The sequence below is a fragment of the Pseudomonas benzenivorans genome, assembly GCF_033547155.1.
In the GTDB taxonomy this organism is placed as follows: Bacteria; Pseudomonadota; Gammaproteobacteria; order Pseudomonadales; family Pseudomonadaceae; genus Aquipseudomonas; species Aquipseudomonas benzenivorans_B.
This window is the reverse complement of sequence record NZ_CP137892.1, coordinates 3,131,853-3,157,196: the sequence shown is the minus strand read 5'-3', so window position 1 is coordinate 3,157,196 and position 25,344 is coordinate 3,131,853. Positions and strand designations below refer to the sequence as shown.

The following is a 25,344-nucleotide window of genomic DNA, read 5'->3' as shown; positions in this document are numbered from 1 at the left end:
GTGCGGCCCGCGCCCCCTGTCGGCTTCGGTTAACCACAAGGCCCGCGTCTGCGGGCCTTGTGGTTTGCAGCCGTTGCCGTGCTTATCCGGCCACCAGTACGCGGATCGCCTCCAGGCGCAGGGCGGCCTTGTCGAGCATGGCCAGGCCCTGCTCGCGTTGCTGGCGCAGGGCCTGCAGCTCGCTGTCGCGCACGCTCGGATTGACCGCCTGCAGGGCGGTCAGGCGGGCCAGTTCCTCGTCGACCTCGGCGGCCAGGCGGCGCTTGGCTTCGGCGACCCGCTCGGCGTGACGCGGGGCGATCTTGTCATCGCCGCCGTTGATCAGCGGGGTCAGGGCATCGCGCTGGGCCTGGACGAACTTGTTGGCGCTGGCCCGCGGCACGCTTTCCAGCTGGTCGTTGAGGGTCTCGAAGGCGACCTTGCCGGCCAGGTCGTTGCCGTTGGCGTCGAGCAGGCAGCGCAGTGCCGCCGGCGGCAGGTAGCGGCCCAGCTGCAGGTTGCGCGGCGCCACCACTTCGCTGACGTAGAGCAACTCCAGCAGCACGGTGCCGGGCTTGAGCGCCTTGTTCTTGATCAGCGCCACCCCGGTGTTGCCCATGGAGCCGGAACGCACCAGGTCCATGCCGCCCTGCACCATGGGGTGTTCCCAGGTGAGGAACTGCATGTCCTCGCGCGCCAGCGCCTGGTTGCGGTCGTAGGTGATGGTCACCCCCTCGTCGCTGCCCAGGGGGAAGCTGGCGTCCAGCATCTTCTCGCTGGGGCGCAGGATCAGGGCGTTCTCCGAGTGGTCCTCGCTGTCGATGCCGAAGGCGTCGAACAGCGCTTCCATGTAGATCGGCAGGGCGAACTGGTCGTCCTGCTCGAGGATCGCCTCCACCAGGGCCTCGCCCTCGCCGGCACCGCCGGAGTTGAGCTCCAGCAGACGGTCGCGACCGGCGTGCAGCTCGCCCTCCAGGCGCTCGCGCTCGGCACGGGCCTCGTCCACCAGCTGTTGCCACTGGTCGTCGTCGCCGCCTTCGAGCAGCGGCAGCAGGCGCGTGCCGAACTGCTGCTGCAGGGCGTTGCCGGTGGGGCAGGTGGCGAGGAAGGCGTTGAGCCCCTGGTGGTACCACTGGAACAGGCGTTCCTGGGGGCTGTTCTCCAGGTAGGGCACGTGCAGCTGGATGCGGTGCTTCTGGCCGATGCGGTCGAGGCGGCCGATGCGCTGCTCGAGCAGGTCCGGGTGGGCCGGCAGGTCGAACAGCACCAGGTGGTGGGCGAACTGGAAGTTGCGGCCTTCGCTGCCGATTTCCGAGCAGATCAGCACCTGGGCGCCGAACTCCTCGTCGGCGAAATAGGCCGCGGCGCGGTCGCGCTCGAGGATGCTCATGCCCTCGTGGAACACCGTGGCGGGGATGCCCTTGCGCACGCGCAGGGCGTCTTCCAGGTCCATGGCGGTCTCGGCGTGGGCGCAGATCACCAGCACCTTGAACTTCTTGAGCATCTTCAGGGTGTCGATCAGCCACTCGACCCGCGGGTCGAAGCGCCACCAGCGCTGTTCGTCGTCGAGCTCGCTCTGGGCCTGGTAGCTGACCTCCGGGTAGAGGTCCGGATGTTCGCCGATCGGCAGCTCCATGTACTCGTCCGGATTGGGCAGCGGGTAGGGGTGCAGTTCGCGCTCCGGGAAGCCCTGCACCGCGGCGCGGGTGTTGCGGAACAGCAGGCGGCCGGTGCCATGGCGGTCGAGCAGCTCGCGCACCAGCCGCGCGGCGGCGTCCTGGTCGCCGGCATTGACCGCGGCCAGCAGGCCTTCGCCCTCCTGGCCGAGGAAGTCGTGGATGGTGCGGTGGGCGCGGGTCGACAGCTGGCCCTGGTCCAGCAGCTCCTGTACCGCTTCGGCGACCGGGCGGTAGTGCGCGCTCTCGGCGCGGAAGGCCTCGAGGTCATGGAAACGGTGTGGGTCGAGCAGGCGCAGGCGGGCGAAGTGGCTGTCCTGGCCCAGTTGCTCCGGGGTGGCGGTGAGCAGCAGTACGCCGGGAATGACGCCGGCCAGTTGTTCGACCAGGACGTATTCCGGGCTGGCGTGTTCCGGATGCCAGACCAGATGGTGGGCCTCGTCGACCACCAGCAGGTCCCAGCCGGCGGCGAACAGGGCATCCTGGGCGCGCTCGTCCTCGCGCAGCCATTCCAGGGCCACCAGGGCCAGCTGGGCGTCCTCGAAGGGGTTGCTGGCGTCGCTCTCGATGAAACGCTCGGCGTCGAACAGCGCCACCTCGAGGTTGAAGCGCCGGCGCATCTCCACCAGCCACTGGTGCTGGAGGTTCTCCGGTACCAGGATCAGCACCCGGCTGGCGCGGCCGGTGAGCAGCTGGCGATGGATCACCAGGCCGGCCTCGATGGTCTTGCCCAGGCCCACTTCGTCGGCCAGCAGCACCCGCGGGGCGATGCGATCGGCCACTTCGCGGGCGATGTGCAGCTGGTGGGCGATGGGTTGCGCGCGGGCGCCGCCCAGGCCCCAGAGCGGCGACTGTAGCTGCTTGCTGGTGAACTCCAGGGTGCGGTAGCGCAGGGCGAACCAGGGCAGCGGATCGATCTGGCCGGCGAACAGGCGGTCGCTGGCCAGGCGGAACTGGATGAAGTTCGACAGCTGGGTTTCCGGCAGGCTGATGCTCTCGTGCGAGCCGTTGAGGCCGTGGTAGACCAGCAGGCCGTCGATGTCCTCGACCTCCTGCACGGTCAGCTTCCAGCCCTCGAAATGGGTGATCTCGTCGCCCGGGGCGAAGCGCACGCGGGTCAGCGGGGCATTGCGCGCAGCATACTGGCGGGTTTCGCCGGTGGCCGGGTAGAGCACGGTGAGCATGCGGCCGTCCTGCATGAGGATGGTGCCCAAGCCCAATTCCGCTTCGCTGTCACTGATCCAGCGTTGCCCCGGTTCGTATTGCGCCATGCCTGTCTCCCGCGTGAAAAAGCCGGCTATGGTAACGGAACGTCGGGCCCAGGCCAAAGGCGCAATGCGGTGTCCCGGGCACTTAACGCGGTTACCCGAGTCGAAAGTGTAGTTAGGCGGCTCTCAAGTCGGCGCTGCGGCGGCCGACAGCCTGACCAAAGGAGGGCGTCATAACGTGCTACCCCCCATCCCCCATAGCCTGGCGCCGGTCACCGTGCAGCAGGACGCGATCAAGCCCAGGCCCGAGGTGCCGCCGGTGACTCCGGCGCAGGAGAGCGCCAAGGAAAGCGCCCTGAGCCTGGACAAGCGCCACCCGCAGGAGGCCGAGGAGCTGCTGCGCGAGGAGCAGCGCCGGCGCCAGCGCCGCGGCTATACCCCCGAGCAGCTGGCCGAGGGGGAGTTGGACGAGCCCGCCGACGAGTCCGGCGAAGAGCTGCCGCGCCAGGGCCTATGGGTGGATGTGCAAGTCTGAACGGCGGACAATCGAGTCGAACCCCGCTGCGTCGAGTTATCCGTGGACCTTTTCCCCGACAGCCTCCCGCAACTGCCCGATGCCCGGCTGGACTACCGGGCCGGCTGGCTCGAGCCGGCCGCGGCCGACCGCTGGCTGAGCCAGTTGCTGGCCGAGACGCCCTGGCAGCAACCCCGGGTACGCCTGTACGGTCGCGAGTGGCCGGTGCCGCGGCTGGTGGCCTGGTACGGCGACGAGGAGGCCACCTACCGCTATTCCGGCCTGATCCATCGACCGCGGCCCTGGACACCGCTGCTGGCGCAGATCCGCCAACGCCTGGAGGCCGCAGTGGGGCAGCGGCTCAATGGCGCGTTGCTCAACTACTACCGCGACGGCAGCGACGCCATGGGCTGGCACAGCGACGACGAGGTCGAGCTGGGTGCCGATCCGCTGATCGCCTCGCTCAACCTGGGCGGCACCCGGCGCTTCGACCTGCGCCGCAAGGGGCAGAGCCGTATCGAGCACTCGCTGCTGCTCGAGCATGGTTCGCTGCTGGTCATGGCCGGCCCGACGCAGCATTATTGGCAACATCAAGTGGCGAAGACGCGCCGCCCCTGTGCGCCGCGCCTGAACCTGACCTTTCGCTTAATCCGGTCGACCCCATGAGCAATGACGAAAAACTGATCGATTTCGGCGCCGAGCGCGACAAACGCATCCACGACCTCAACGACAAGCGGCTCAACGAGATGCGCGAGAAGTTCGAGCAGGTGCTGCCCCTGACCAAAGGCAAGAAGAAGACCCGGGGCAAGTCGAAGAAGCGCTGAGGCGCCTCGCCAGCGCCGATTCCATTGATCTGGATCAGTTTATCTTCCTGCCTGTCTACGCCCCTCCGCCTGGCCTTGATCTGGGTCAATAAGTGCGCCGCCGCCCCTGCTACCTTGCAGCCATCCCCGCCAAGGTCAACGCAGGAGGCCAGCATGTTCATCGATGTGGTAGTTCTCGCCGGAGTCGGCACCGTCGGCCTGATGCTGGCCTTCTTCGCGGGCGTCGGATATTTCATCTGGAAGGATTCGCACAAGCGCAAGCAAGGCTAGCGTTTGGGCTCTACAGGCACGCAAGGCAATTCGGGCGACCATCAGTCGCCCTTTTTTTGTGCCTGAAAAAGTCGCCGCCTGGGCCAGGCGCTAATCCAGGCGCTTGTTCACCCGCAGCACCGCCACGCTCAGCATCAGCAGGGTGAACAGCAGCAGCGCCAGCATCTCCGTCCACAACTCCAGGAGCCCGGCGCTGCGCAGCATGATGCCGCGGGCCAGGCGCAGGAAGTGGGTCAGCGGCAGCAGCTCGGCGAACCACTGTGCCGCCCTGGGCATGCCGGCGAAGGGGAACATGAAACCTGACAGCAGGATCTGCGGCAGGAAGGTGAAGAAAGCCATCTGCATGGCCTGGAACTGGGTGCGCGCCAGGGTCGAGAGAAACACCCCGAGGGCCAGGCTGGCGACGATGAACAGCAGCGCCGCGCCATACAGCTCCAGCAGCGCGCCACGCACCGGCACCGCGAACAGCAGGCCGCCGACCAGCAGGATCACCGTCACCTGGATCAGGCCGATGCCGACGAAGGGCAGCACCTTGCCCAGGGTCAGTTCCCAGGGCGACAGCGGCGTGGCGATCAGCATCTCCAGGTTGCCGCGCTCGCGCTCGCGCACCAGGGCGATGGCGGTGAACATCACCAGGGTCATGGTCAGGATCACCCCGATCAGGCCCGGCACGGTGTTCAGCGCGGCGCGGCGCTCGGGGTTGTAGAGGTTGACCAGCTCCACCGCCGGGCGCTTGTCCCAGCCCGGTGGCGCGTACATCGCCAGCTGCCGGGCCGAGGCCTGCACGCTCTGGTCCGAGCCGTCCACCACCAGTTGCAGCGGCGGTCGGTCCTGGCGCAGCAGGCGCGCCTCGAAATCCGCCGGCAGCACCAGGGCGGCGCTGATCCGCCCCTGGCGCAGCAGCGTGTCCAGCTGCTGCGGGCTGTTCAGCCGGTAGCGCAGGTCGAGCACCTGGCTGGCGCCGATTTCCGCCACCACTTCCCGCGCGCGGGCGCTGCCCGCTTGGTCCAGCACGGCGGCGTCGATGCCGCGCACGTCCATGTTGATGGCGTAGCCGAACAGCACCAGCTGCAGCAGCGGGATGCCGACGATCATGGCGAAGGTCAGACGGTCGCGACGCAGCTGGCGCAGCTCCTTGCTGACGATCGCGGCCAGGCGGCGCAGGTTCATGGCCGAGCCTGCAGGGGCTGGCGGGTGACGGTGACGAACACGTCCTCCAGGTTGCCCGGAGAGTCCTGCAGTTGGGCCTCGATCCGGGCGGCGCGCAGGCGCTGGTCGATGGCGGCGCGGGCCTCGGCGCTGGCCACCAGCACCCGCAGGGCGGCGCCGATCTGCGCCATGGCCAGCACCTCCTGGCAGTCCTGCAGGGCGCGCTGGGCCTGGCGCGGCTGGGCGCACTGGATCAGCAGCGGGTGGCCGGGCAGGGCCTCGAGCAGCTGGCGCGGGCTGCCATCGGCCACCAGGCGACCGGCGTCGAGAATCCCCAGGCGGGTGCAGCGCTCGGCCTCGTCCATGTAGTGGGTGGACACCAGCAAGGTGGTGCCGGCCTCGGCCAGCTCGAACAGCGACTCCCAGAACTCGCGGCGCGACTGCGGGTCGACGGCGCTGGTGGGCTCGTCCAGCAACAGCAGGTCGGGCTTGTGCAGCACGGCGCCGGCCAGGGCCAGGCGCTGTTTCTGCCCGCCGCTCAAGGTGCCGGCCAGCTGCCGGCGGCGGTCGCTCAGCCAGTAGCGCTCGAGCAGCTCCTCGATGCGCGCGCCGGCCGCGGCCCTGCTCAGGCCGTGCACCGAGGCGAGGAACTGCAGGTTCTCCAGCACGCTGAGATCCTCGTACAGCGAGAACTTCTGGGTCATGTAGCCGATGCGTCGCTTCAGCGCCTCGGCATCGCGGGGTATGCGGCAACCGAGCACCTCGATCTCCCCGGCGCTGGGCAGCAGCAGGCCGCAGAGCATGCGGATGGTGGTGGACTTGCCCGAGCCGTTGGGGCCGAGGAAACCGAACACCTCGGCGCGGCGCACCTGCAGGTCGAGGCCGTCGACCGCCAGCAGGTCGCCGAAGCGCTTGCTCAGGCCGCGACAGCGGATCACCGGCTCGGCGCTAGTCATGGCGGCGCTCGGCACGCAGGGGCAGGCCGGCCGGCAGGCGGCGGGCGGCGGCGCCCTGCAGGCGCAGTTCGGCGCGGTACATCAGGCGGCTGGCATCGTCGCCGCTGAGGGCGAAGTAGGGGGTGAAACTGGCCTCGCTGCGGATGCTGCTGACGGTGGCGGCGAAGGCCTGCTCGACGCCTTCGACCTGCACCCGCATGGCGTCCCCCGGGGCGATGGCCGCACGTTGGCTGGCGGGCACGTAGACCCGCGCGTAGGGCGCCTCGCCGACCAGCAGGCTGACCAGCTCGGCGCCGCGCGGCGGCTGGTCGCCGGGCTTGAAGGGCAGGGCGTCGACCCGCCCGGCACTGGGCGCACGCAGGCTCAGGCGCTCGCGGTCGAGGCGCAGCCGGGCGAGTCGGGCGCGGGCCGCCTGCAGAACGGCACTGGCCTGCTCCAGCTGCTCGGGGCGGGTGCCGTTGCTCAGCTCGCGCAGCCGGGCCTCGGCGTTACGGCTGGCGGCGCGGGCCTGGTCGCGGCCGGCGCGGGCAGCGTCCAGTTCGGCGAGGGCGACCAGGCCGCGTCGGTGCAGGGTGGCGATGCGCTGGAAGCCGCGCTCGGCCTCGAGCTGCGTGGCGCGCTCGCGCGCCAGGGTCGCCTGGGCCGCCTCCAGGGTCTCCACCCGCGTGCCATTGCTCAGCTCGCGCAGCCGCGCTTCGGCCAGGGTCACCTCGGCACGGGCCTGGGCGATGTCGGCGTCCTGGCGCCGCGGGTCGAGTTCGAGCAGCAGCTGGCCGGCCTCGACCCGTTCGCCCTCGACGACGTGCCAGCGCAGGATGGGTTCCGAGGCCTCGGCGGGCAGGCCGATGCGGTCCCATTCCAGGGTGCCGAGCAGGGTCGTATCCCCTGGGGGCTCGCAGCCGGCGAGGACGGCAAGCAGCAACAGGCAAGGCAGTATCCGGCGCATCTCAGACCTCCATGCCCCGTTCGAGCAGGGCCAGGGTGTGGGCGACCAACGTCTCGTCGCCGATCTGTGGATTGGCGAAGATGCCCCGCCACAGCGGCGCGGCGGCGTAGGGCAGCATGGTCAGGCCGATCAGCGAGACCACCAGCAGGCGTGGGTCCAGGTCCGGGTTGAGGGCGCCGCGGGCCTGGGCGGCGGCGAAACGCTGGGCCAGCAGCAGGGGGATCAGCGGGGCGATGCGGCCGATCAGCAGGGCGCGCAGCTGGCCGCCTTCACAGAGGATCTCGCGCACCCACAACGGTGGAATCCAGGGGTGCTCGACCACTATCGCGCTCAGGCCGCGGACGAAGCGCCCGACCAGCTCGTGCGGTTCGTCGCCGGCCTGCTGCAGCTCCTCGGCGACTCCGCGGATGAGTGGCAGGAAGCGTTCCTCGACCATGGCCTCGACCAGGCGCTGCTTGGTGCCGAAGTAATAGTTGATCAGCGCCGGGGTGACCCCGGCCTGCGCGGCGATGGCGCGCAGGCTGCTGGCCTCGATGCCGGCGTGGGCGAAGGCCTGTACCGCGGCGTCGAGCAGGCGTTCGCGTTGCAGGGCCGAGTCGCCGCTGGGGCGGCCGGGTGGGCGGGGGCGGGGCATTGCGGGCTCCGGGTTGCCGCGATAATTAATTATTAGATTAATTAATTTTTGGCGCAAGCGCGAAGCTCTCGCCGAGCGGCGCTCGTGCGCTCGGGCAATCGGGGCATGGGAGGCGGCGACCGGCCGGGGCCGGTCGCCTGCCCGTGCGGCTTAGCGGGTGCCGAGGAAGTCGCGCTTGCCGACGGCGACGCCGTTGTGGCGCAGGATGGCGTAGGCGGTGGTGTAGTGGAAATAGAAGTTGGGCAGCACATGGTCGAGGAGGAAGGCCTGGCCCAGGAATCGGGTTTCCTTGTCGCGGCGCTTGAGGGTCAGGGTGCGCGCCTCGCTGCCGTCGAGTTGCTCGGGGCTCACGGCCTGGATGAACGCCAGGGTCTTGGCGATGCGCGCCTGCAGTTCGGCGAAGCTGGTCTCGTCGTCGGCATGGCTGGGGGCCTCGACCCCGGCCAGCAGGGCGACGCCGGCCTTGGCGCCGTCGCAGGCGATTTGCACCTGGCGTACCAGGGGGAACATGTCGGGTGCCAGGCGTGCGTTGAGCAGCACGCTCGGCTCGATCTTGCGCGCCTCGGCGTCGGTGGCGGCGAGGCCGAGGATGGTCGACAGGTTGTTCAGCTGGCGGACGAAGACCGGAATGGAGGCGTGGTACATGGACAGGGACATGGGGGTTCTCCAGGGAGAGAAGGGCGGTTCGGGAAGGGTAAAACGCCGGTTTGACGCGCCGGCGGCGCGGCCCGGTGCGCTCGATCGGCGCCCGGGCCGCGGTGCTCAGCCGATGCTGATCGGCGGCAGTTCGGTCAGTTGCACGGTCTGCTGCTTGCGCGGGGCGAGGATCTCGGCCTCGCCGTCGACCACCAGTTCGTCGTTCTGGTTGAACACCCGGGTGGCGATGCGCACGCGGAACTTCGGCAGCTTCTCGAGGATTTCCAGGCGCACGGTGAGGGTGTCGCCGAGCTTCACCGGGGCGGTGAAACGCATCTGCTGGCCCAGGTAGATGGTGCCGGGGCCGGGCAGTTCGCAGGCCACCGCGGCGCTGATCAGGGCGCCGCTGAACATGCCGTGGGCGATGCGCTCCTTGAACATGGTGGCGGCGGCGTACTCGGCATCCAGGTGCACCGGGTTGCGGTCGCCGGACATCGCCGCGAACAGCTGGACGTCACGCTCCTCGACGGTCTTGCTGTAGCTGGCGGTCTGGCCGACTTCGAGGGCTTCGTAGGGAGTGTTGCTGGTCTGGCTCATAGGGGCTCCTTGGCGGTGCGGGGGCGTTGGCGGCTGCGGGCCAGGGCCTCGTCCAGCCAGCCGATCAGGTAGGCGGTCACCTCGTCGCGATTGCTCTCGTTGAGCAGCTCGTGGCGGGCGTCCGGGTAGATTTTCAGGTGCACCTGCTCGAGGCCGGCCCGGCGCAGGGCATCGGCCAGGTGCTGCAGGCGCTTGCCGGCGCTGACCGGATCGCGGGCGCCGCCGATCACCAGCAGCGGCAGCTGGCCGTCGATCTGGGTCAGCTGCCGGGGCGGGGTGATCTGTTGCAGGCCGGCGAGCAGGTCGAGCCAGAGTTGGTTGGTGCAGAGGAAGCCGCACAGCGGGTCGTCGATATAGCGGTCGACCTCCTGCGGGTCGCGGCTGAGCCAGTCGAAAGGGGTGCGGTTGGGCTTGAAGGCCTGGTTGAACGAGCCGAAGGACAGCAGGTCGATCAGCTTGCTGTGGCCGTGGGGGCCCTGGCGCCAGCGTTCGAGGCGGGCGACCAGGCGGGCTACGCGGTAGAGCCAGACCGGTTGGTAATTGGAGCCGGAGAGTATCGCCCCGTGCAGGCTGCTGCTGTGGCGCATCAGGTAGGCCTGGCCGATGTAGCTGCCCATGCTGTGGCCGAGCAGGAAGATCGGTGCGTGGGGGTGGCGCTGGCGGATATGGTGGTTGAGGCAGGCCAGGTCGCCGACCGTCAGGTTCCAGCCGTCCTCATCGGCATAGTGGCCGAGCCGTCCGTGGCGGGCGGTCTGGCCGTGGCCGCGCTGATCGTGGGCGAACAGCTCGTAGCCGGCGGCGGCCAGCGCCGCGCCCAGGCGGGCGTAGCGGCCGCTGTGCTCGGCCATACCGTGGGCCAGCATGACCACTGCCTTGGCCGGCTGTGCGCAGAACCAGCGGTTCACGTACAGCGGGGTCGCATCGCTGCTGTTGAGCCAGAATGCTTCGTGGTGCATGGCGAGTCCTTGAGCCGGCGGGAGTCGGGCATTGTAGAGGCAGGGGGCGGGCTTTCCCAGTCGATCCGCGGATGGAAAATTCACGCGGTCAATGACGCCCGTGCAAGTGTTTGCGCCCCGAACCATAGCTGCTAACGTCGGCTGAGTGCCTGGCATGCCGTGGCCGGCCTCCGGCCATGGCCCGCTCGGCGGGGAATCCATCTGGGGAAGGGGAATAACAACAATGCAGCCTGATTTCTGGAACGACAAGCGCCCGGCCGGCGTGCCCAACGGCATCGACCTGGACGCCTACAAGTCGGTGGTGGAGGTGTTCGAGCGCTCATGCAAGAAATTCGCCGACCGTCCGGCTTTCAGCAATCTGGGCGTGACCCTGACCTACGCCGAGCTGGATCGGTTGTCCGCCGCCTTCGCCGGTTACCTGCAGAAGCACACTGACCTGCAGCCGGGCGAGCGCATCGCCGTGCAGATGCCCAACGTCCTGCAGTACCCGATCGCCGTGTTCGGCGCCATGCGTGCCGGGCTGATAGTGGTCAATACCAATCCGCTGTACACCGCCCGGGAGATGCGCCACCAGTTCAAGGACGCCGGCGTGCGCGCCCTGGTCTACCTCAACATGTTCGGCAAGCTGGTGCAGGAGGTGCTGCCCGACACCCAGATCGACTACCTGATCGAGGCGAAGATGGGCGATCTGCTGTCGGGGCCCAAGGGCTGGCTGGTCAACACAATGGTGAAGCAGGTCAAGAAGCTGGTGCCCGACTACCAGCTGCCCCAGGCGGTGCCGTTCAAGCAGGCGCTCAAGCAGGGTCACGGCTACGAGTTCAAGCCGGTCAAGGTCGGCCATGACGACATCGCCGTGCTGCAGTACACCGGCGGCACCACCGGGGTGGCCAAGGGCGCCATGCTGACCCACGGCAATCTGGTGGCCAACATGCTGCAGGTCGATGCCTGCCTGTCCCAGCTGGATGAAGACGGCACGCCGCTGATGAAACAGGCCCAGGAGATCATGATCGCGCCGCTGCCGCTCTACCACATCTATGCCTTCACCGCGAACTGCATGTGCATGATGGTCAACGGCAACCACAACGTGCTGATCACCAATCCGCGGGACATCTCCGGCTTTATCAAGGAGTTGGGCAAGTGGCAGTTCTCCGCGCTGCTGGGGCTCAACACCCTGTTCGTCGCGTTGATGGACCACCCCGAGTTCAAGAACCTCGACTTCTCCCGCCTCAAGGTCACCAACTCCGGCGGCACCGCCCTGGTCAAGGCCACCGCCGAGCGCTGGCAGGCCATCACCGGCTGTCCGGTGGTGGAGGGGTACGGCCTCACCGAGACCTCGCCGGTGGCCAGCACCAATGCCTACGGCAAGCTGGCGCGCCTGGGCTCGGTGGGCGTGCCGCTGCCGGGGACGGCGTTCAAGGTGATCGACGATGCGGGCAACGAGCTGGGGCTGGGCGAGCGCGGCGAGCTGTGCATCCAGGGGCCGCAGGTGATGAAGGGCTACTGGCAGCGGCCGGAGGCCACCGCCGAGGTGCTCGACGCCGAGGGCTGGTTCAAGACCGGCGACATCGCGGTGATCGACCCGGACGGCCACGTGCGCATCGTCGACCGTAAGAAGGACATGATCATCGTCTCCGGCTTCAACGTGTACCCCAACGAGATCGAGGACGTGATCATGGCCCACCCCAAGGTGGCCAACTGCGCCGCCATCGGCGTGCCGGACGAGAAGTCCGGCGAGGTGGTCAAGCTGTTCGTGGTGCCGCGAGATGGCGACCTCAGCGTCGAGGAGCTCAAGGCCTACTGCAAGGAGAACTTCACCGGCTACAAGGTGCCCAAGCACATCGTCTTCAAGGAGGCCTTGCCGATGACTCCGGTCGGCAAGATCCTCCGTCGCGAGCTGCGCGATATCGCCTGACTCCCTGCCGGGGGCTGTGTCGCCCCCATCCGGCGCGCCCGTGTCACGGGTCTGCGCGCTCGTCCGTCTATCTCCAATTGCCGTTCCGGGCGGCCGGGTCGTCCGTTTGCTCGGCTGATCGAGCGGCTGCCGGGCTGTCCGACAATCAGGCCAGAATATGACCGTATCTGCATGTTTGGTCTCGTTGGCGACCGTTTGGCCCTTGTTTAGTGCTAGGCGGCCTCCGGCAAAGCTGCTACTCTCGGCCCGCTTTTGGCCGCTCGGACAGGGTCTAAAGTAGGCAAACACACACAACAAACCACCGTCCTCGCGCGGTGAAGATCAGCTGTTGCTTAGGAGTGGGCTTCCATGACCGATAACTTCTGGAAGGACAAGTATCCCGTTGGGATTGCTGCCGAGATCGATCCGGATCAGTACCCGAATATTCAGGCGGTACTGAAACAGTCCTGCCAACGCTTCGCCGACAAGCCCGCCTTCAGCAATCTCGGCAAGACCCTGACCTACGGCGAGCTGTACCAGCTATCGGGTGCCTTCGCCGCCTACCTGCAGCAGCACACCGACCTCAAGCCGGGCGATCGCATCGCCGTGCAGCTGCCCAACCTGCTGCAGTATCCGGTGGTGGTGTTCGGCGCCATGCGCGCCGGCCTGGTGGTGGTCAACACCAACCCGCTGTACACCGCCCGGGAGATGGAACACCAGTTCAACGACTCCGGCGCCAAGGCGCTGGTGTGCCTGGCCAACATGGCCCACTTGGCCGAGCAGGTGGTGCCCAAGACCGGGGTGAAGACGGTCATCGTCACCGAGGTCGGCGACATGCTGGCGCCGCTCAAGCGCCTGCTGGTCAATAGCGTGGTCAAGTACGTGAAGAAGATGGTGCCGGCCTACAAGCTGCCGCACGCCGTCAAGCTCACCGACGCCCTGGCCCAGGGCCGCGGCCGACCGGTCGCGGAGGCCAATCCGGGCAGTGACGAGATCGCCGTGCTGCAGTACACCGGCGGCACCACGGGCGTGGCCAAGGGCGCGATGCTGACCCACCGCAACCTGGTGGCCAACATGCTGCAGGCCCGCGCCATGATGGCCGCGAACCTGGACGAGGGCCGCGAGATCATCGTCGCGCCGTTGCCGCTCTATCACATCTACGCCTTCACTTTCCATTGCATGGCGATGATGCTGATCGGCAATCACAACGTGCTGATCACCAACCCGCGGGACCTGCCGGCCATGGTCAAGGACCTGTCCAAGTACCGCTTCAGCGGCTTCGTCGGCCTCAACACCCTGTTCGTCGCCCTGTGCAACAACGAGGAGTTCCAGAAGCTGGACTTCTCCTCGCTGAAGATCACCCTGTCCGGCGGCATGGCCTTGCAACTGGCCACCGCCGAGCGCTGGACCCAGGTCACCGGCAGCCCGGTGTGCGAGGGCTTCGGCATGACCGAGACCAGCCCGGTGGCCTCGGTCAATCCGATCGCCAACATCCAGATGGGCACCATCGGCATTCCGGTGCCCTCGACCCTGTGCAAGGTCATCGACGAGGCCGGCAACGAGCTGCCGCTGGGCTCGGTGGGCGAGCTGTGCGTCAAGGGCCCGCAGGTGATGAAGGGCTACTGGCAGCGTCAGGAGGCCACCGACGAGATCCTCGATGCCGAGGGCTGGCTGAAGACCGGCGACATCGCGCTGATCCAGGAAGACGGCTATATGCGCATCGTCGACCGCAAGAAGGACATGATTCTGGTGTCCGGCTTCAACGTCTACCCCAACGAGCTGGAGGATGTGCTGGCGACCCTGCCGGGCGTGCTGCAGTGCGCGGCCATCGGCGTGCCGGACGAGAAGTCCGGCGAGGCGATCAAGCTGTTCGTGGTGGCCAAGCCCGGCGTGACCCTGACCAAGGAGCAGGTCATGGAGCACATGCGCGCCAACGTCACCGGCTACAAGGTGCCCAAGGCCGTGGAGTTCCGCGACGTGCTGCCGACCACCAACGTCGGCAAGATCCTGCGTCGCGAGCTGCGCGACGAGGAGCTGCAGAAGCTGAAGAAGGCCAGCTGACTCGCCATGTCGCCGGCTGCAGAACGCCACCCTCGGGTGGCGTTTTTTATGCGCCGGTGTTTTCCCCCAGGGCGTTGCGCAGCCAGGTGCAGAAGCCGCGGGTCAGCGGGCTGCTCTCGCTGTCGCGGTGGATCAGCCAGGCCCAGCTGGGGCCGCGCACGCGCTGCTCGGCCAAGGGCTGCAACAGGCCACCGGCTTGGGCCTGCTCGGCCAGCAACTGGCTGACCAGGGCGATGCCCAGGCCCTGGCAGGCGGCGTCCAGCAGCAGGCCGGGGTCGGAGAAGTTCAAACCGTGGCCCTGCTGGCCGACATCGATGCCGGCCTCCACCGCCCAGTGGCTCCAGTCCATCTCCCGCTCGCCGTGCAGGGTGTTGCGCGCGGCGGCCGGCATCTCCAGCAGCCTGGGGTGGCAGGCCGGGTAGAGGCGATCGCGCAGCAGCACCTGGAAGCTGCACTCGGCCTGGGCGGCGATGTCGTCGCGCACGGCGATGTCGATGGTCTGGCTGGCCATGTCCGGCGGCTCGTCGGTGGTGAACAGCCACAGATCGATCTCCGGGTGGCGACGCTGGAAATCGCCCAGGCGCGGCAGCAGCCAGTGGCGGGCGAAGGCCGGCGTGGTGTTGACCACCAGCTGGTTGGGCTTGCGGTACTGCTCCAGACGGCGAATGCCCACGGCCAGTTGTTGCAGCAGCGACTGGGTGGTGCTGAGCAGGTCGTAGCCGGCGTCGGTCAGGCTGACGCTGCGGCCGCTGCGATGGAACAGCGGCTGTTCCAGATAGCCTTCCAGGCTGCGGATCTGCTGGCTGATGGCCGACTGGGTGAGGTGCAGTTCTTCGGCGGCCTTGTGGAAGCTGCCCAGGCGGGCGGCGGCTTCGAAGCCGCGCAGGGCGTTCAGCGGCGGCCAGTGCTTGAGCATGTTTGATAAGTCCTGCTAATCATTTGTGGGCAAAATCCATCGTTTGTTCTGTGATTTTTAGAGGCCTAGCATGGGTGTCATGGCCGCTTTGGCGGTTTTCAGTGATAACAAATACTTAACTGAAAGGCACTCGTCATGCAACAGAACGACACGCAGCAGAACGCCTGGTACATGCCGGCCGAATGGGTTCGGCACGCCGCTACCTGGATGGTCTGGCCGCATAACCAGGCGCTCTGGGAGAACACCTGGGGGGTGACCCTGGCCCAGGTGCAGGCCGACTTCGCCCGGGTGGCCAACGCCATCGCCCGCTTCGAGCCGGTCAGGCTGGCGGTCGACCCCAGCGCCCTGGCGTCCGCCCGGACGCTGTGCGGGCCGGGCGTCGAACTGGTCGAGCTGGCGGTCAACGACAGCTGGTGCCGCGACAGCGGGCCGAGCTTCGTCTGCCATCCGCAGCTGGGCCTGGCCGGGGTCAGCTGGCGTTTCAATGCCTGGGGCGGCAAGTCGGCCCATGACCTGGACGAGAGCCTGGCCCGACGCGTGCTCAACGGCCTGGGTCTGGAGTGCTTCGGTACGCCCCTGGCCAACGAGGGCGGCGCCATCCATGTGGATGGCGAGGGGACCCTGATCACCACCGAGTCGGTGCTGCTCAATCCCAACCGCAATCCGGGCCTGAGCAAGGCCGAGATGGAGGCCATCTTCGCCCGCCTATTGGGCGTGCAGAAGACCATCTGGCTGCCGGGCGATCCCGACCATGTCACCGGCGACATGACCGACGGCCACGTCGACGGCGTCTGCGCCTTCGCCCGGCCCGGCGCGCTGCTGGTGGACGCCACCCATGACCAGTCCTCGACCTATGCCGAGGTGGTGCGCGAGAATCGCCGCGCCCTGGAGCTGGCCAGCGATGCCCGCGGCCGGAAGTTCGAGCTGCTCGAGCTATTTGAGGCCAGCGATGCGGTGGACAGCGCGGCCGAGGTGTTCTGCGCCTCCTACACCAACTTCTACATCGCCAACGGCGCCGTGATCATGCCGGCCTACGGCATCGCCGCCGATCGGGTGGCCGCCGAGACCCTGGCCATGGCCTTCCCGGGGCGTGAAGTGGTGCCGGTGCGGATCGACCACCTGGCCCATGGCGGCGGCGGGGTGCACTGCATCACCCAGCAACAGCCGGCCTGGCCGCCGAGAGGGTGAGGGGCATGAGCAAACTGTGCATCGCCATCACCCAGTTCGCCTGCAGCTGGGAGCTCGGGCGCAATCTCGACCAGGCCGAGCAGCTGGTGCGCCAGGCGGCCGCCCAGGGCGCCCAGGTGATCCTGCTGCAGGAGCTGTTCGCCACGCCCTATTTCTGCATCGAGCAGGACCACAAGCACCTGGCGTTGGCCGAGGAGTACGGCAACAGCCGGGTGCTCAAACGCTTCGCCGCCCTGGCCAGGGAGCTGGGCGTGGTCTTGCCGCTGTCCTGGTTCGAGAAGGCCGGCAATGCCTATTTCAATTCGCTGAGCGTGGCCGACGCCGACGGTCGCTTGCTCGGTGTCTACCGCAAGACCCACATTCCCAACGCCATCGGCTATCAGGAGAAGGAGTATTTCAGCCCCGGCGACACCGGTTTCCGGGTCTGGGACACCGCCTTCGGTTGCCTCGGGGTGGGCATCTGCTGGGACCAGTGGTTCCCCGAGACCGCCCGTTGCCTGGCCCTGCAGGGCGCCGAGGTGCTGCTGTTCCCCACCGCCATCGGCTCCGAGCCGGGCGTCGTCACGTCGGGCGTCGCTACGTCGGGGGCCGCGACGCCGGGCGTCGGTACGCCGGGCGCCGTCGCGCTGGATTCGCGCGATCACTGGCAGATGTGCATGCGGGGCCATGCCGCCGCCAACATCCTGCCGGTGGTCGCCGCCAACCGCGTCGGCCGCGAGGTGGCGAGCAACGACCCCGAACTGGCGATGAGTTTCTACGGCTCGTCGTTCATCACCGATCACAAGGGCAAGAAGCTGGTCGAGGCCGACCGCGATTCGACCGGCGTGCTGGTGCAGACCCTGGATCTGCCGGCCATGCGCGAAGAGCGCCTGACCTGGGGCATCTACCGCGATCGCCGCCCGGAAATGTACGGGCCCCTGCTGGGCCTGGACGGTCGTCAAACCCATGTGCGCTGGACGGCGCGAGGAGTTCACGATGAATAAGCACAGCAAACCACTGGCCGCGTTGGCCCTGGGCCTGGGGCTGCTGAGCCAGCCGCTGCTGGCCGAGGAGAAGGTGCTGCACCTGTACAACTGGGCGGACTACTTCGCCGAGGACACCCTGACCCAGTTCACCGCCGAGACCGGTATCCGCGTGGTCTACGACGTGATGGACAGCAGCGAAACGCTGGAAGCCAAGATGATGTCCGGCGGCAGCGGCTACGACCTGATCTTCCCCGGCGACACCGTGGCCGAACGGCTGATGCGCGCCGGCGCTCTGCAGCCGCTGGACAAGGCCAAGCTGACCGAACTGGACGACATCGAGCCGGGCCTGCGGGCGCTGCACGCCCAGTACCCCAACTCCCGCGATGCCACGGTGCCTTACACCTGGGGCACGGTCGGCCTGACCTACAACGCCGAGATGATCCGCCAGCGGGCGCCGGGCGCGCCGGTGAACAGTCTGGATATGTTGTTCAAGCCGGAGCTGGCGGCCAGGTTCGCCGACTGCGGGATCTCCCTGATCGACTCCCCCGACGAAGTGCTGGCGGTGGCGCTGCACTACCTGGGGCGCGACCCGCGCAGCGCCAAGCCTGAGGACCTGGAGGCGGCGCAAGCCCTGCTGATGAAGCTGCGCCCCTATGTGACCAAGCTGCAGTCGCAGCCGGTCACCGATCTGGTCAACGGCAACCTCTGTCTGTCGCTCGGCTACAGCGGCGACATGACCCAGGCCCAACGCGCCGCGGACGCCGCCGGCAAGCCCATGGACTTCCAGTACCGCATCCCCAGCGAGGGCTCCGCGGTGTGGATGGACACCATGGCGATCCCGGTGGACGCCAGGCATCCGGAGTACGCCTACGCCTTCATCAACTTCGTCATGCGCCCGGAGAACATGGCGGCCATCTCCAACTTCACCGGCTACCCCACCTCCAACGCCAAGGCGCGTGCCGCCGTCGATCCGCAGATGCGCGACAACCCGGACATCTACCCGAGCGAGGCGAGTTACGCGCGGCTGTTCCCCGGCAAGGACATCCCGCAGCGCGACATGCGTGCGCGCATGCGCACCTGGACCGCGTTCAAGACGGCCACGGCGCAGTAGCCAGTCCGCGGCCGGATGTGCAGCCGCCATTCTATCGATGAGGTTTTTCATGCGAATTTCCCTGACCCTGGCCGGGCTGCTGATGCTCGCCGGTTCCTCTCTCGAGGCCGCCGAGTCGGCGGCCAGGCTGCTGGAAAACGGCAAGATCTACACGGTCAACGAGCGGCAGCCCTGGGCCAGCGCCCTGGCCATCGGCGCCGACGGACGCATTCTCGCCGTGGGTGATAGCCAGGCGCTGCAGGCCCATGTCGACGGACAGACCGAGCGTGTCGACTTGGGCGGGCGTCTGGTGTTACCCGGTTTTCAGGACAGCCACGCCCATGTGCTGGATGCCTCCTCGGAGGCCCAGGGCAATTGCACCCTCGATCCCGGGGAGGGCGTGGCGCAGTGGTTGGCCGAGGTCGAAGCTTGTAACGCCGGGGATGAGGGCGACTGGCTGCTGGGTTGGGGCTTCGCCCTGCATACCCTGCTGGAGGCGGACCAGGCCCCGCGGGATTTGCTCGATGCCGTGGTGGCGGACCGCCCGGTGGCCCTGATGGAGCAGACTTCCCATGCCTACTGGCTCAACTCCAAGGGCCTGGCGCTGGCGGGCATCGACGCCGACACCCCCGATCCGGTCGGCGGGGTGATCCTGCGCGACCAGGACGGCCGGCCCACCGGCCTGGTGCTGGACAATGCCGGCGACCTGGCGCTGGACCAGGCCCTGCCGCCGTCCAGGGCGCTGGCAGAGGTCTATTACCAGGCGGTGCTGGCCGGCCAGGACGAACTGGCGAAGAACGGCATCACCTCTGTGGCCGATGCCCGGGTGTTCTGGCGCCGGGGCCATCTCGAGGCCTGGCAGAAGGCCGCCGAACGCGACGAACTGAAGGTGCGCACCGCCCTGGGCCTGTGGGCCTACCCGTCGCTGGACGACGAGCAGCAACTGGCCGTGCTCAAGGCCCTGTATCGACCCGGCGACGCGCACAGCCTGCTGCGGGTCAACCAGATCAAGTTCTACGTCGACGGCATCATCCACAACACCACCGCACGGCTGCAGCAGCCCTACCGCCAGAGCCTGCCGGGGGTCGACCGCAAGGGGCTGTACTACTTCGGCCCCGAGCGGCTGCGGCGCTATGTCGGCGAGCTGTCCGAGGCAGGCTTCGATATGCATATCCATGCCATCGGCGACCAGGCGGTAGGCGATGCCCTGGACGCCATCGAGGCCGGCGGCGGCCAGGGGCGGCACCGCCTGACCCACGTCGAGCTGGTGGACAAGGCCGACCTGCCGCGCTTCAAGCAATTGAACGTCACCGCCGACTTCCAGCCGAGCCGTTACTTCGCGCCGTCTTTCCTCGAGGACAACGAGCCGCTGATCGGTCAGCGCGCCTATCGACTGCTGCCGCTGGGCCAGCTGCATGACAGCGGCGCGCGGGTCACCCTGAGTTCCGACTGGGACGTCAATCCGCTGTCGCCCCTGGGCATCATGCACAACGCCCTGAGCCTGGGCGAGCGCAGCCTGCCGAGCCTCGCCGCGGCGGTGCGTGCCTATACCCTGGACGCTGCCTATGTCCTGCGTCAGGAGCAGGACACCGGCTCGCTGGAGGTGGGCAAGCAGGCCGACCTGGTGGTGCTGGACCGCGACATCTTCCAGCTGCCGCTCGAGCAGCTCGGCCAGACCCGGGTGCTCTGGACCCTACTCGGTGGCGAGCAGGTGTACCGCGCCGAGGGATTCTGAGGAGCGCGGGCGACCGGGCGGAAACAGGCGGGGGTGAGCCGGCTTGGGCGCCGTAGAGGGAAATCTGCGACAATCGCCGGCTAATTTTCCCGCTGCGAGCGGGCGCCGTTGGCGCCCACTCCGGCATGACTGCATCACGGCCCCGATGACCGACCAGACTCACGCATTCGATCAACTGCTGAAAAACCTCGACCAGGCCCTGATCGCCGACCGCCACCGCCTGCGCCGCCAGCTGCACGAGTTGCGCAAGCAGGCGCAGCCGGATCAGGCCAAGCTGGCGCAGTGGCTGGAGCGCTTCCAGGCCTCCGCCGCCAAGGTCGAGGCGCGCCGGCTCAGCGTGCCGGCCATGCGCTACGACGACGCCCTGCCCATCGCCGCCAAACGCGAGGAGATCAAGGCCGCCATCGCCGCGCATCAGGTGGTGGTGATCGCCGGCGAGACCGGCTCGGGCAAGACCACCCAGCTGCCGAAGATCTGTCTGGAGCTGGGCCGCGGCCTGCACGGCCTGATCGGCCACACCCAGCCCCGGCGCCTGGCAGCGCGCAGCGTGGCGACAAGGGTGGCCGAGGAGATCGGCACGCCCCTGGGCGAGCTGGTCGGCTACCAGGTGCGCTTCGAAGACCAGAGCAACGAGCGCAGCCTGATCAAGCTGATGACCGACGGCATCCTGCTGGCCGAGACCCAGCACGACCGTTTCCTCGACAAGTACGACACGATCATCGTCGACGAGGCCCACGAACGCAGCCTCAATATCGACTTCCTGCTGGGCTACCTGAAGACCCTGCTGGCCCGCCGGCCGGATCTGAAGCTGATCATCACCTCGGCGACCATCGACCTGGAGCGTTTCTCCAAGCATTTCGGCGGTGCGCCGGTGGTCGAGGTATCCGGGCGTACCTACCCGGTGGAGACCTGGTACCGGCCGCTGGCCGCCGAGCAGGACGAGGAGGGCAACCGGGTCGAGGAGGATCTCTCGGTCGACCAGGCGATACTCGCCAGCCTCGACGAGCTGGCCGCCTTCGAGCGCAGCGAGGGCAAGCGCCCCGGCGACGTGCTGGTGTTCCTGCCCGGCGAGCGGGAGATCCGCGACTGCGCTGAGGTGTTGCGCAAGGCCCAGCTCAAGCACACCGAGGTGCTGCCGCTGTACGCCCGCCTGACCCCGGCCGAGCAGCAGAAGATCTTCCAGCCCATGCCCGGGCGCAAGATCGTCCTGGCCACCAACGTCGCCGAGACCTCGCTGACCGTGCCGGGCATCCGCTACGTGATCGACAGTGGCACCGCGCGCATCAGCCGCTACAGCTACCGCGCCAAGGTCCAGCGCCTGCCCATCGAGGCCGTCAGCCAGGCCAGCGCCAACCAGCGCAAGGGCCGCTGCGGCCGGGTCGAGCCGGGCATCTGCATCCGCCTGTACAGCGAGGAGGATTTCCTCGGCCGGCCCGAGTTCACCGACCCGGAGATCCTACGCACCAACCTGGCGGCGGTGATCCTGCAGATGCTGCACCTGCGCCTCGGCGAGATCGACGCCTTCCCCTTCATCGAGCCGCCGGACGGCAAGGCCATCAGCGACGGCTTCAACCTCTTGCAGGAACTCTCTGCGGTCAGCCGCGAGGGCCAGCTGACCCCCCTGGGGCGCCAGCTGGCACGCCTGCCGGTGGACCCGCGCCTGGGCCGCATGGTGCTCGAAGGCGCCAGGCAGGGCAGCCTGGACGAGGTGCTGATCATCGCCAGCGCGCTGTCGGTGCAGGACGTGCGCGAACGCCCGGCCGACCGCCAGCAGGCCGCCGACCAGGCCCACGCCCAGTGGAAGGACGTCGACTCGGACTTCGCCGCGCTGATCAATCTGTGGCGCGGTTTCGAGGAGCAGCGCCAGGCCCTGGGCTCCAACGCCCTGCGCAACTGGTGCCGGAAGAATTTCCTCAACTACCTGCGCCTGCGCGAGTGGCGCGACGCCCATCGCCAGCTGGTGCTGATCGCCCGCGAGCTGAAACTCGCCGACAGCCGCAGGACGGAGGGTTCCGGCCAGCGTAGGGCGGAAGACGCGCGCAGCAAGGGCAGGGTGGACAACGCCGCAGGCTTGTCCACCAAGGCTGACGGCGCCAACCGTGCGCCCGCGCAGGCGGCCAAGGACGAGGCCCAACAGCGCGCGGCCGACTACGCCAAGGTGCACAAGGCCATCCTCAGCGGCCTGCTCAGCCAGATCGGCCAGAAGACCGAGGAGGGCGACTACCTCGGCGCGCGCCAGCGGCGCTTCTGGGTGCATCCCTCCTCGAGCCTGGGGCGCAAACGCCCGCAGTGGCTCATGGCCGCCGAGCTGGTGGAAACGACCAAGCTGTTCGCCCGCATGGTGGCCAGGATCGAGCCGGACTGGCTCGAGCCGCTGGCGCCGCACCTGGTCAAGAAGAACCATCTGGAGCCGCACTGGGAGAAGAAGCGCGGCCAGGTGGTGGCCTACGAGCAGATCAGCCTCTATGGCCTGATCGTGGTCGGCCGCCGCCCGGTGCACTACGGCCCGATCGATCCGCCGGTGTCGCGGGAGCTGTTCATCCGCGAGGGCCTGGTCGGCGGCGATATCCACAGCCGGGCCAAGTGCCTCTCCGCCAACCGCCAGCTGCTCGAGCAGCTCGACGCGCTGGAGGCCAAGGCGCGCCGGCGCGACATCCTCGCCGACGAGGAAACCCTGTTCGCCTTCTACGAGGCACGCCTGCCGGCGGACATCTACCAGACCGCCAGCTTCGACAGCTGGTACAAGCGCGAGAGCGCCCAGGACCCGCAGCTGCTGATCATGCGCGAGGAGGATGTGCTCGCGCGCGACGCCAAGGAAGTCACCGCGGCGCAGTACCCCGACAACCTGCAGCTGGGCGAGCTGAGCCTGCCGCTGGCCTACCACTTCGAGCCCAACCACCCGCGCGACGGCGTCACCCTGCGGGTGCCGGCGCCGCTGCTGCCGCAACTGCCGGCCGAGCGCCTGCAGTGGCTGGTGCCCGGTCTGCTGGAGGCTAAGTGTGTGGCCCTGGTGCGCAACCTGCCCAAGGCCCTGCGCAAGAACTTCGTGCCGGTGCCGGACTTCGTCGGCGCGGCGCTGGCCAAGATCGCCTTTGCCCAGGGCTCGCTGCCCGAGGCCCTGGGCCGCGAGCTGCTGCGCATGACCGGCGTGCGCATCGGCGAGGAGGCCTGGAGCGAGGCCGAGGCGCAACTGGAGGATCACCTGCGGATGAACATCGAGGTGGTCGACAGCCGTGGCAAGCCGCTGGGCGAGGGCCGCATGCTTTCCGAGCTGTGCGCGCGCTTCGCCGAGGCCAGCCAGGCCGCCCTGGCCATCCCCCGGGCCGACCAGACGCCGAAGGCGGTGGAGGCCAAGGCCTTCGCCCAGGTCGCCGAGAAGACCCAGCAGCAGATCGCCGGTCTGTCGATGACCGTGTTCCCGGCCCTGGTGGAGGAGGGCGGGGTGGTCAAGGAGGGGCGCTTTCCGACCCAGGCCGAGGCCGACTACCAGCATCGCCGCGCCCTGCAGCGCCTGCTGTTGCAGCAGCTGGCCGAGCAGGGCAAGTTCCTGCGCGGCAAGCTGCCGGGGCTGACCGAACTGGGCCTGCTGCACCGCGAGCTGGGGCGTATCGAGGCGCTGGTCGAGGACATCCTCCTGGCCAGCCTGGACGCCTGCATCCTCGAGGGCGAGGCCAGCCTGCCGCGCGACGGCGCCGCCCTGGCGGCCCTGGCCGAGCGCAAGCGCGGCGACTGGACCGCCCACGCCGAGCGCCTGGCCAGGCTCGCCCTGGAGGTCCTCAAGCTCTGGCACGGCCTGCAGAAGCGCTTCAAGGGCAAGATCGACCTGGCCCAGGCCATGGCCCTGAACGACATCAAGCAGCAGCTGGCCAATCTGGTCTACCCGGGCTTCGTGCGCGAGACCCCGGGCGAATGGCTCAAGGAGCTGCCGCGCTACCTCAAGGCCATCGAACAGCGCCTGGACAAGGTCGGCAGCCAGGTGCAGCGCGACCGGGTGTGGACCGGCGAGCTCACCGCCTGCTGGGAGCAATACCAGGCCCGCCTGGCCAAGCACGGCCAGGAGGGCAAGCGCGATCCGAACCTGCAGCTGTACCGCTGGATGCTCGAGGAGTACCGCGTCTCGCTGTTCGCCCAGCAACTGGGCACCAAGATGGCGGTGTCGGACAAGCGCCTGAGCAAGCAGTGGGGGCAGGTCGAAGGCTGATAGTCACTTTCCACTGTGCTTGCGCAGCGGCAGTCACAAGGAGTTTTCACATGGAAACAAGGAGTTCCCACATGGAAAATCGTTATGGGACTTTGGCCTCCTGGGTCTATGACCTAGACAAGCCCATTGGCCGCTCGTTCGGTGACATCGAGTTTTACGCGCAGCGGCTGCATGACTGTCGCGGGCCGATTCTGGAACCTGCAGTGGGCAATGGTCGGGTGCTGCTACCGCTACTGCGAGAGGGCCTGGATGTCCAGGGTTTCGACGCCTCCGAAGAAATGCTGGAGCGCTGCCGTGCACATGCTCGGCATCTGGGGCTGGAGCCAGCGCTGAGTTGTCAGCGTTTCGAGAGCTTCGCCTACGAGCAACGTTTTGCCGCCGTTATAGTGCCGGCCGGCTCCTTCCAACTAGTGACTGACTTCGCCCAGGCGCGTGCCGTGCTGCGTCGTTTTCGCGAACACCTGCAGGCTGATGGCCGGTTGATTATCGACTTGGATCCCTGCGGTGCGTTGATTCGTAATGAGGGTAGTACTCGCAGTTGGACGGTGTCCGACGACGAGTGGCTCACCTTGACCGAGCAGCCGCTGCACGTCGACTTCGTCGACCAGACCAGGCACAGCTACCTGCGCTACGAGCATTGGTGCCATGGCCGCCTGGCGAGCGCCGAGTTGGAGCGTTTCAGCCTGCGCTGGTGGGGTGTCGCCGAGTTCGAGTTGCTGCTGCGCCAGGAGGGTTTCACCGATATCTGTGTCTTCGCCGATTACCAGCCCGGTCAGGCACCCAAGCAGGGCTGCGCCATGATTAGCTTCGAGGCCAGACGCACCTGAAGCAGGTCATAAAGGGGACCGCGCCATTGTTCGAGACGGAGCGCGATAGGCAAACCGTTTGTCCTGGGTGGTCGGTAACCTGCTGGTCTGTCGGCGGGGCCCCGTCTTGTTTTTTTCAGCCGGGT

General features: G+C 68.0%; 21 protein-coding genes. 12 read left to right on the top strand and 9 right to left on the bottom strand.

Annotated elements, in window-relative coordinates; translation table 11 throughout:
• Nucleotides 1–82: 82 nt before the first annotated feature.
• Nucleotides 83–2,926, bottom strand: a complete 2,844-nt coding sequence (gene rapA / locus SBP02_RS14545; RefSeq protein ID WP_318642810.1) for an RNA polymerase-associated protein RapA — start codon at nucleotides 2,924–2,926, stop codon at nucleotides 83–85.
• 175 nt (nucleotides 2,927–3,101) lie between these two features.
• On the opposite strand from rapA, the gene SBP02_RS14540 reads away from it, so the two are divergent.
• From SBP02_RS14540 to ccoM, 4 genes are all read left to right on the top strand, one after another.
• On the top strand, nucleotides 3,102–3,398 hold the full coding sequence (locus tag SBP02_RS14540; RefSeq protein WP_318642809.1) for an aspartate-semialdehyde dehydrogenase: 297 nt from the start codon (nucleotides 3,102–3,104) through the stop codon (nucleotides 3,396–3,398).
• Nucleotides 3,399–3,440: 42 nt separating this feature from the next.
• Nucleotides 3,441–4,043: an alpha-ketoglutarate-dependent dioxygenase AlkB family protein gene (locus SBP02_RS14535; RefSeq protein ID WP_318642808.1), complete on the top strand. Its 603-nt coding sequence runs from the start codon at nucleotides 3,441–3,443 to the stop codon at nucleotides 4,041–4,043.
• Nucleotides 4,040–4,201, top strand: a complete 162-nt coding sequence (locus tag SBP02_RS14530) for a hypothetical protein (RefSeq protein WP_318642807.1) — start codon at nucleotides 4,040–4,042, stop codon at nucleotides 4,199–4,201. The genes SBP02_RS14535 and SBP02_RS14530 overlap by 4 nt, the downstream gene beginning before the upstream one ends.
• A 153-nt stretch (nucleotides 4,202–4,354) precedes the next feature.
• Nucleotides 4,355–4,471: a cytochrome c oxidase subunit CcoM gene (gene ccoM / locus SBP02_RS14525; RefSeq protein ID WP_318642805.1), complete on the top strand. Its 117-nt coding sequence runs from the start codon at nucleotides 4,355–4,357 to the stop codon at nucleotides 4,469–4,471.
• A gap of 90 nt (nucleotides 4,472–4,561) precedes the next feature.
• Here the strand turns inward: ccoM and SBP02_RS14520 are convergent, their stop codons facing one another.
• The 7 genes from SBP02_RS14520 to SBP02_RS14490 all read right to left on the bottom strand — a co-directional run bounded on the left by SBP02_RS14520 (nucleotide 4,562) and on the right by SBP02_RS14490 (nucleotide 10,345).
• Nucleotides 4,562–5,641 (bottom strand): ABC transporter permease, encoded by a 1,080-nt coding sequence (locus SBP02_RS14520; protein ID WP_318642803.1) that lies wholly within the window; start codon nucleotides 5,639–5,641, stop codon nucleotides 4,562–4,564.
• Complete coding sequence (locus tag SBP02_RS14515) at nucleotides 5,638–6,576, bottom strand: ABC transporter ATP-binding protein (protein WP_318642801.1); 939 nt, start codon at nucleotides 6,574–6,576, stop codon at nucleotides 5,638–5,640. The genes SBP02_RS14520 and SBP02_RS14515 overlap by 4 nt, the downstream gene beginning before the upstream one ends.
• Nucleotides 6,569–7,522 carry an HlyD family secretion protein gene (locus SBP02_RS14510; protein WP_318642798.1) on the bottom strand — a complete coding sequence of 318 codons (954 nt, stop codon included), beginning with the start codon at nucleotides 7,520–7,522 and terminating at the stop codon, nucleotides 6,569–6,571. Before SBP02_RS14510 ends, SBP02_RS14515 begins: the two co-directional genes overlap by 8 nt.
• A gap of 1 nt (nucleotide 7,523) precedes the next feature.
• Nucleotides 7,524–8,156, bottom strand: a complete 633-nt coding sequence (locus SBP02_RS14505) for a TetR/AcrR family transcriptional regulator (protein ID WP_318642796.1) — start codon at nucleotides 8,154–8,156, stop codon at nucleotides 7,524–7,526.
• A 150-nt stretch (nucleotides 8,157–8,306) separates the two neighbouring features.
• The gene (locus SBP02_RS14500; protein ID WP_318642794.1) at nucleotides 8,307–8,813 is read right to left on the bottom strand and encodes a DUF1993 domain-containing protein; all 507 of its coding nucleotides are present in this window, start codon (nucleotides 8,811–8,813) and stop codon (nucleotides 8,307–8,309) included.
• 105 nt (nucleotides 8,814–8,918) lie between these two features.
• Complete coding sequence (locus tag SBP02_RS14495; RefSeq protein ID WP_318642792.1) at nucleotides 8,919–9,389, bottom strand: MaoC family dehydratase; 471 nt, start codon at nucleotides 9,387–9,389, stop codon at nucleotides 8,919–8,921.
• On the bottom strand, nucleotides 9,386–10,345 hold the full coding sequence (locus tag SBP02_RS14490; RefSeq protein WP_318642790.1) for an alpha/beta hydrolase: 960 nt from the start codon (nucleotides 10,343–10,345) through the stop codon (nucleotides 9,386–9,388). Before SBP02_RS14490 ends, SBP02_RS14495 begins: the two co-directional genes overlap by 4 nt.
• A 223-nt stretch (nucleotides 10,346–10,568) precedes the next feature.
• On the opposite strand from SBP02_RS14490, the gene fadD2 reads away from it, so the two are divergent.
• Both fadD2 and fadD1 read left to right on the top strand, forming a co-directional pair.
• Entirely contained in the window at nucleotides 10,569–12,257 is a 1,689-nt protein-coding gene (fadD2, locus tag SBP02_RS14485) for a long-chain-fatty-acid--CoA ligase FadD2 (RefSeq protein ID WP_318642788.1), read from the top strand.
• Nucleotides 12,258–12,605: 348 nt separating this feature from the next.
• Nucleotides 12,606–14,297: a long-chain-fatty-acid--CoA ligase FadD1 gene (gene fadD1, locus SBP02_RS14480; protein ID WP_318642785.1), complete on the top strand. Its 1,692-nt coding sequence runs from the start codon at nucleotides 12,606–12,608 to the stop codon at nucleotides 14,295–14,297.
• 46 nt (nucleotides 14,298–14,343) lie between these two features.
• Here fadD1 and SBP02_RS14475 read toward each other — a convergent pair whose 3' ends face one another.
• Nucleotides 14,344–15,213, bottom strand: a complete 870-nt coding sequence (locus tag SBP02_RS14475; RefSeq protein ID WP_318642783.1) for a LysR family transcriptional regulator — start codon at nucleotides 15,211–15,213, stop codon at nucleotides 14,344–14,346.
• A 135-nt stretch (nucleotides 15,214–15,348) separates the two neighbouring features.
• On the opposite strand from SBP02_RS14475, the gene SBP02_RS14470 reads away from it, so the two are divergent.
• From SBP02_RS14470 to SBP02_RS14445, 6 genes are all read left to right on the top strand, one after another.
• Nucleotides 15,349–16,401: an agmatine deiminase family protein gene (locus SBP02_RS14470; RefSeq protein WP_318642782.1), complete on the top strand. Its 1,053-nt coding sequence runs from the start codon at nucleotides 15,349–15,351 to the stop codon at nucleotides 16,399–16,401.
• A 5-nt stretch (nucleotides 16,402–16,406) separates the two neighbouring features.
• Nucleotides 16,407–17,384, top strand: a complete 978-nt coding sequence (locus tag SBP02_RS14465) for a nitrilase-related carbon-nitrogen hydrolase (RefSeq protein WP_318642780.1) — start codon at nucleotides 16,407–16,409, stop codon at nucleotides 17,382–17,384.
• Complete coding sequence (locus tag SBP02_RS14460; protein ID WP_318642778.1) at nucleotides 17,377–18,477, top strand: extracellular solute-binding protein; 1,101 nt, start codon at nucleotides 17,377–17,379, stop codon at nucleotides 18,475–18,477. Before SBP02_RS14465 ends, SBP02_RS14460 begins: the two co-directional genes overlap by 8 nt.
• 49 nt (nucleotides 18,478–18,526) lie before the next feature.
• On the top strand, nucleotides 18,527–20,191 hold the full coding sequence (locus tag SBP02_RS14455) for an amidohydrolase (RefSeq protein ID WP_318642776.1): 1,665 nt from the start codon (nucleotides 18,527–18,529) through the stop codon (nucleotides 20,189–20,191).
• A 145-nt stretch (nucleotides 20,192–20,336) separates the two neighbouring features.
• Nucleotides 20,337–24,392 carry an ATP-dependent RNA helicase HrpA gene (gene hrpA, locus SBP02_RS14450; protein WP_318642774.1) on the top strand — a complete coding sequence of 1,352 codons (4,056 nt, stop codon included), beginning with the start codon at nucleotides 20,337–20,339 and terminating at the stop codon, nucleotides 24,390–24,392.
• A gap of 71 nt (nucleotides 24,393–24,463) precedes the next feature.
• Complete coding sequence (locus SBP02_RS14445) at nucleotides 24,464–25,219, top strand: class I SAM-dependent methyltransferase (RefSeq protein ID WP_318642772.1); 756 nt, start codon at nucleotides 24,464–24,466, stop codon at nucleotides 25,217–25,219.
• The last annotated feature ends 125 nt before the right edge of the window (nucleotides 25,220–25,344 follow it).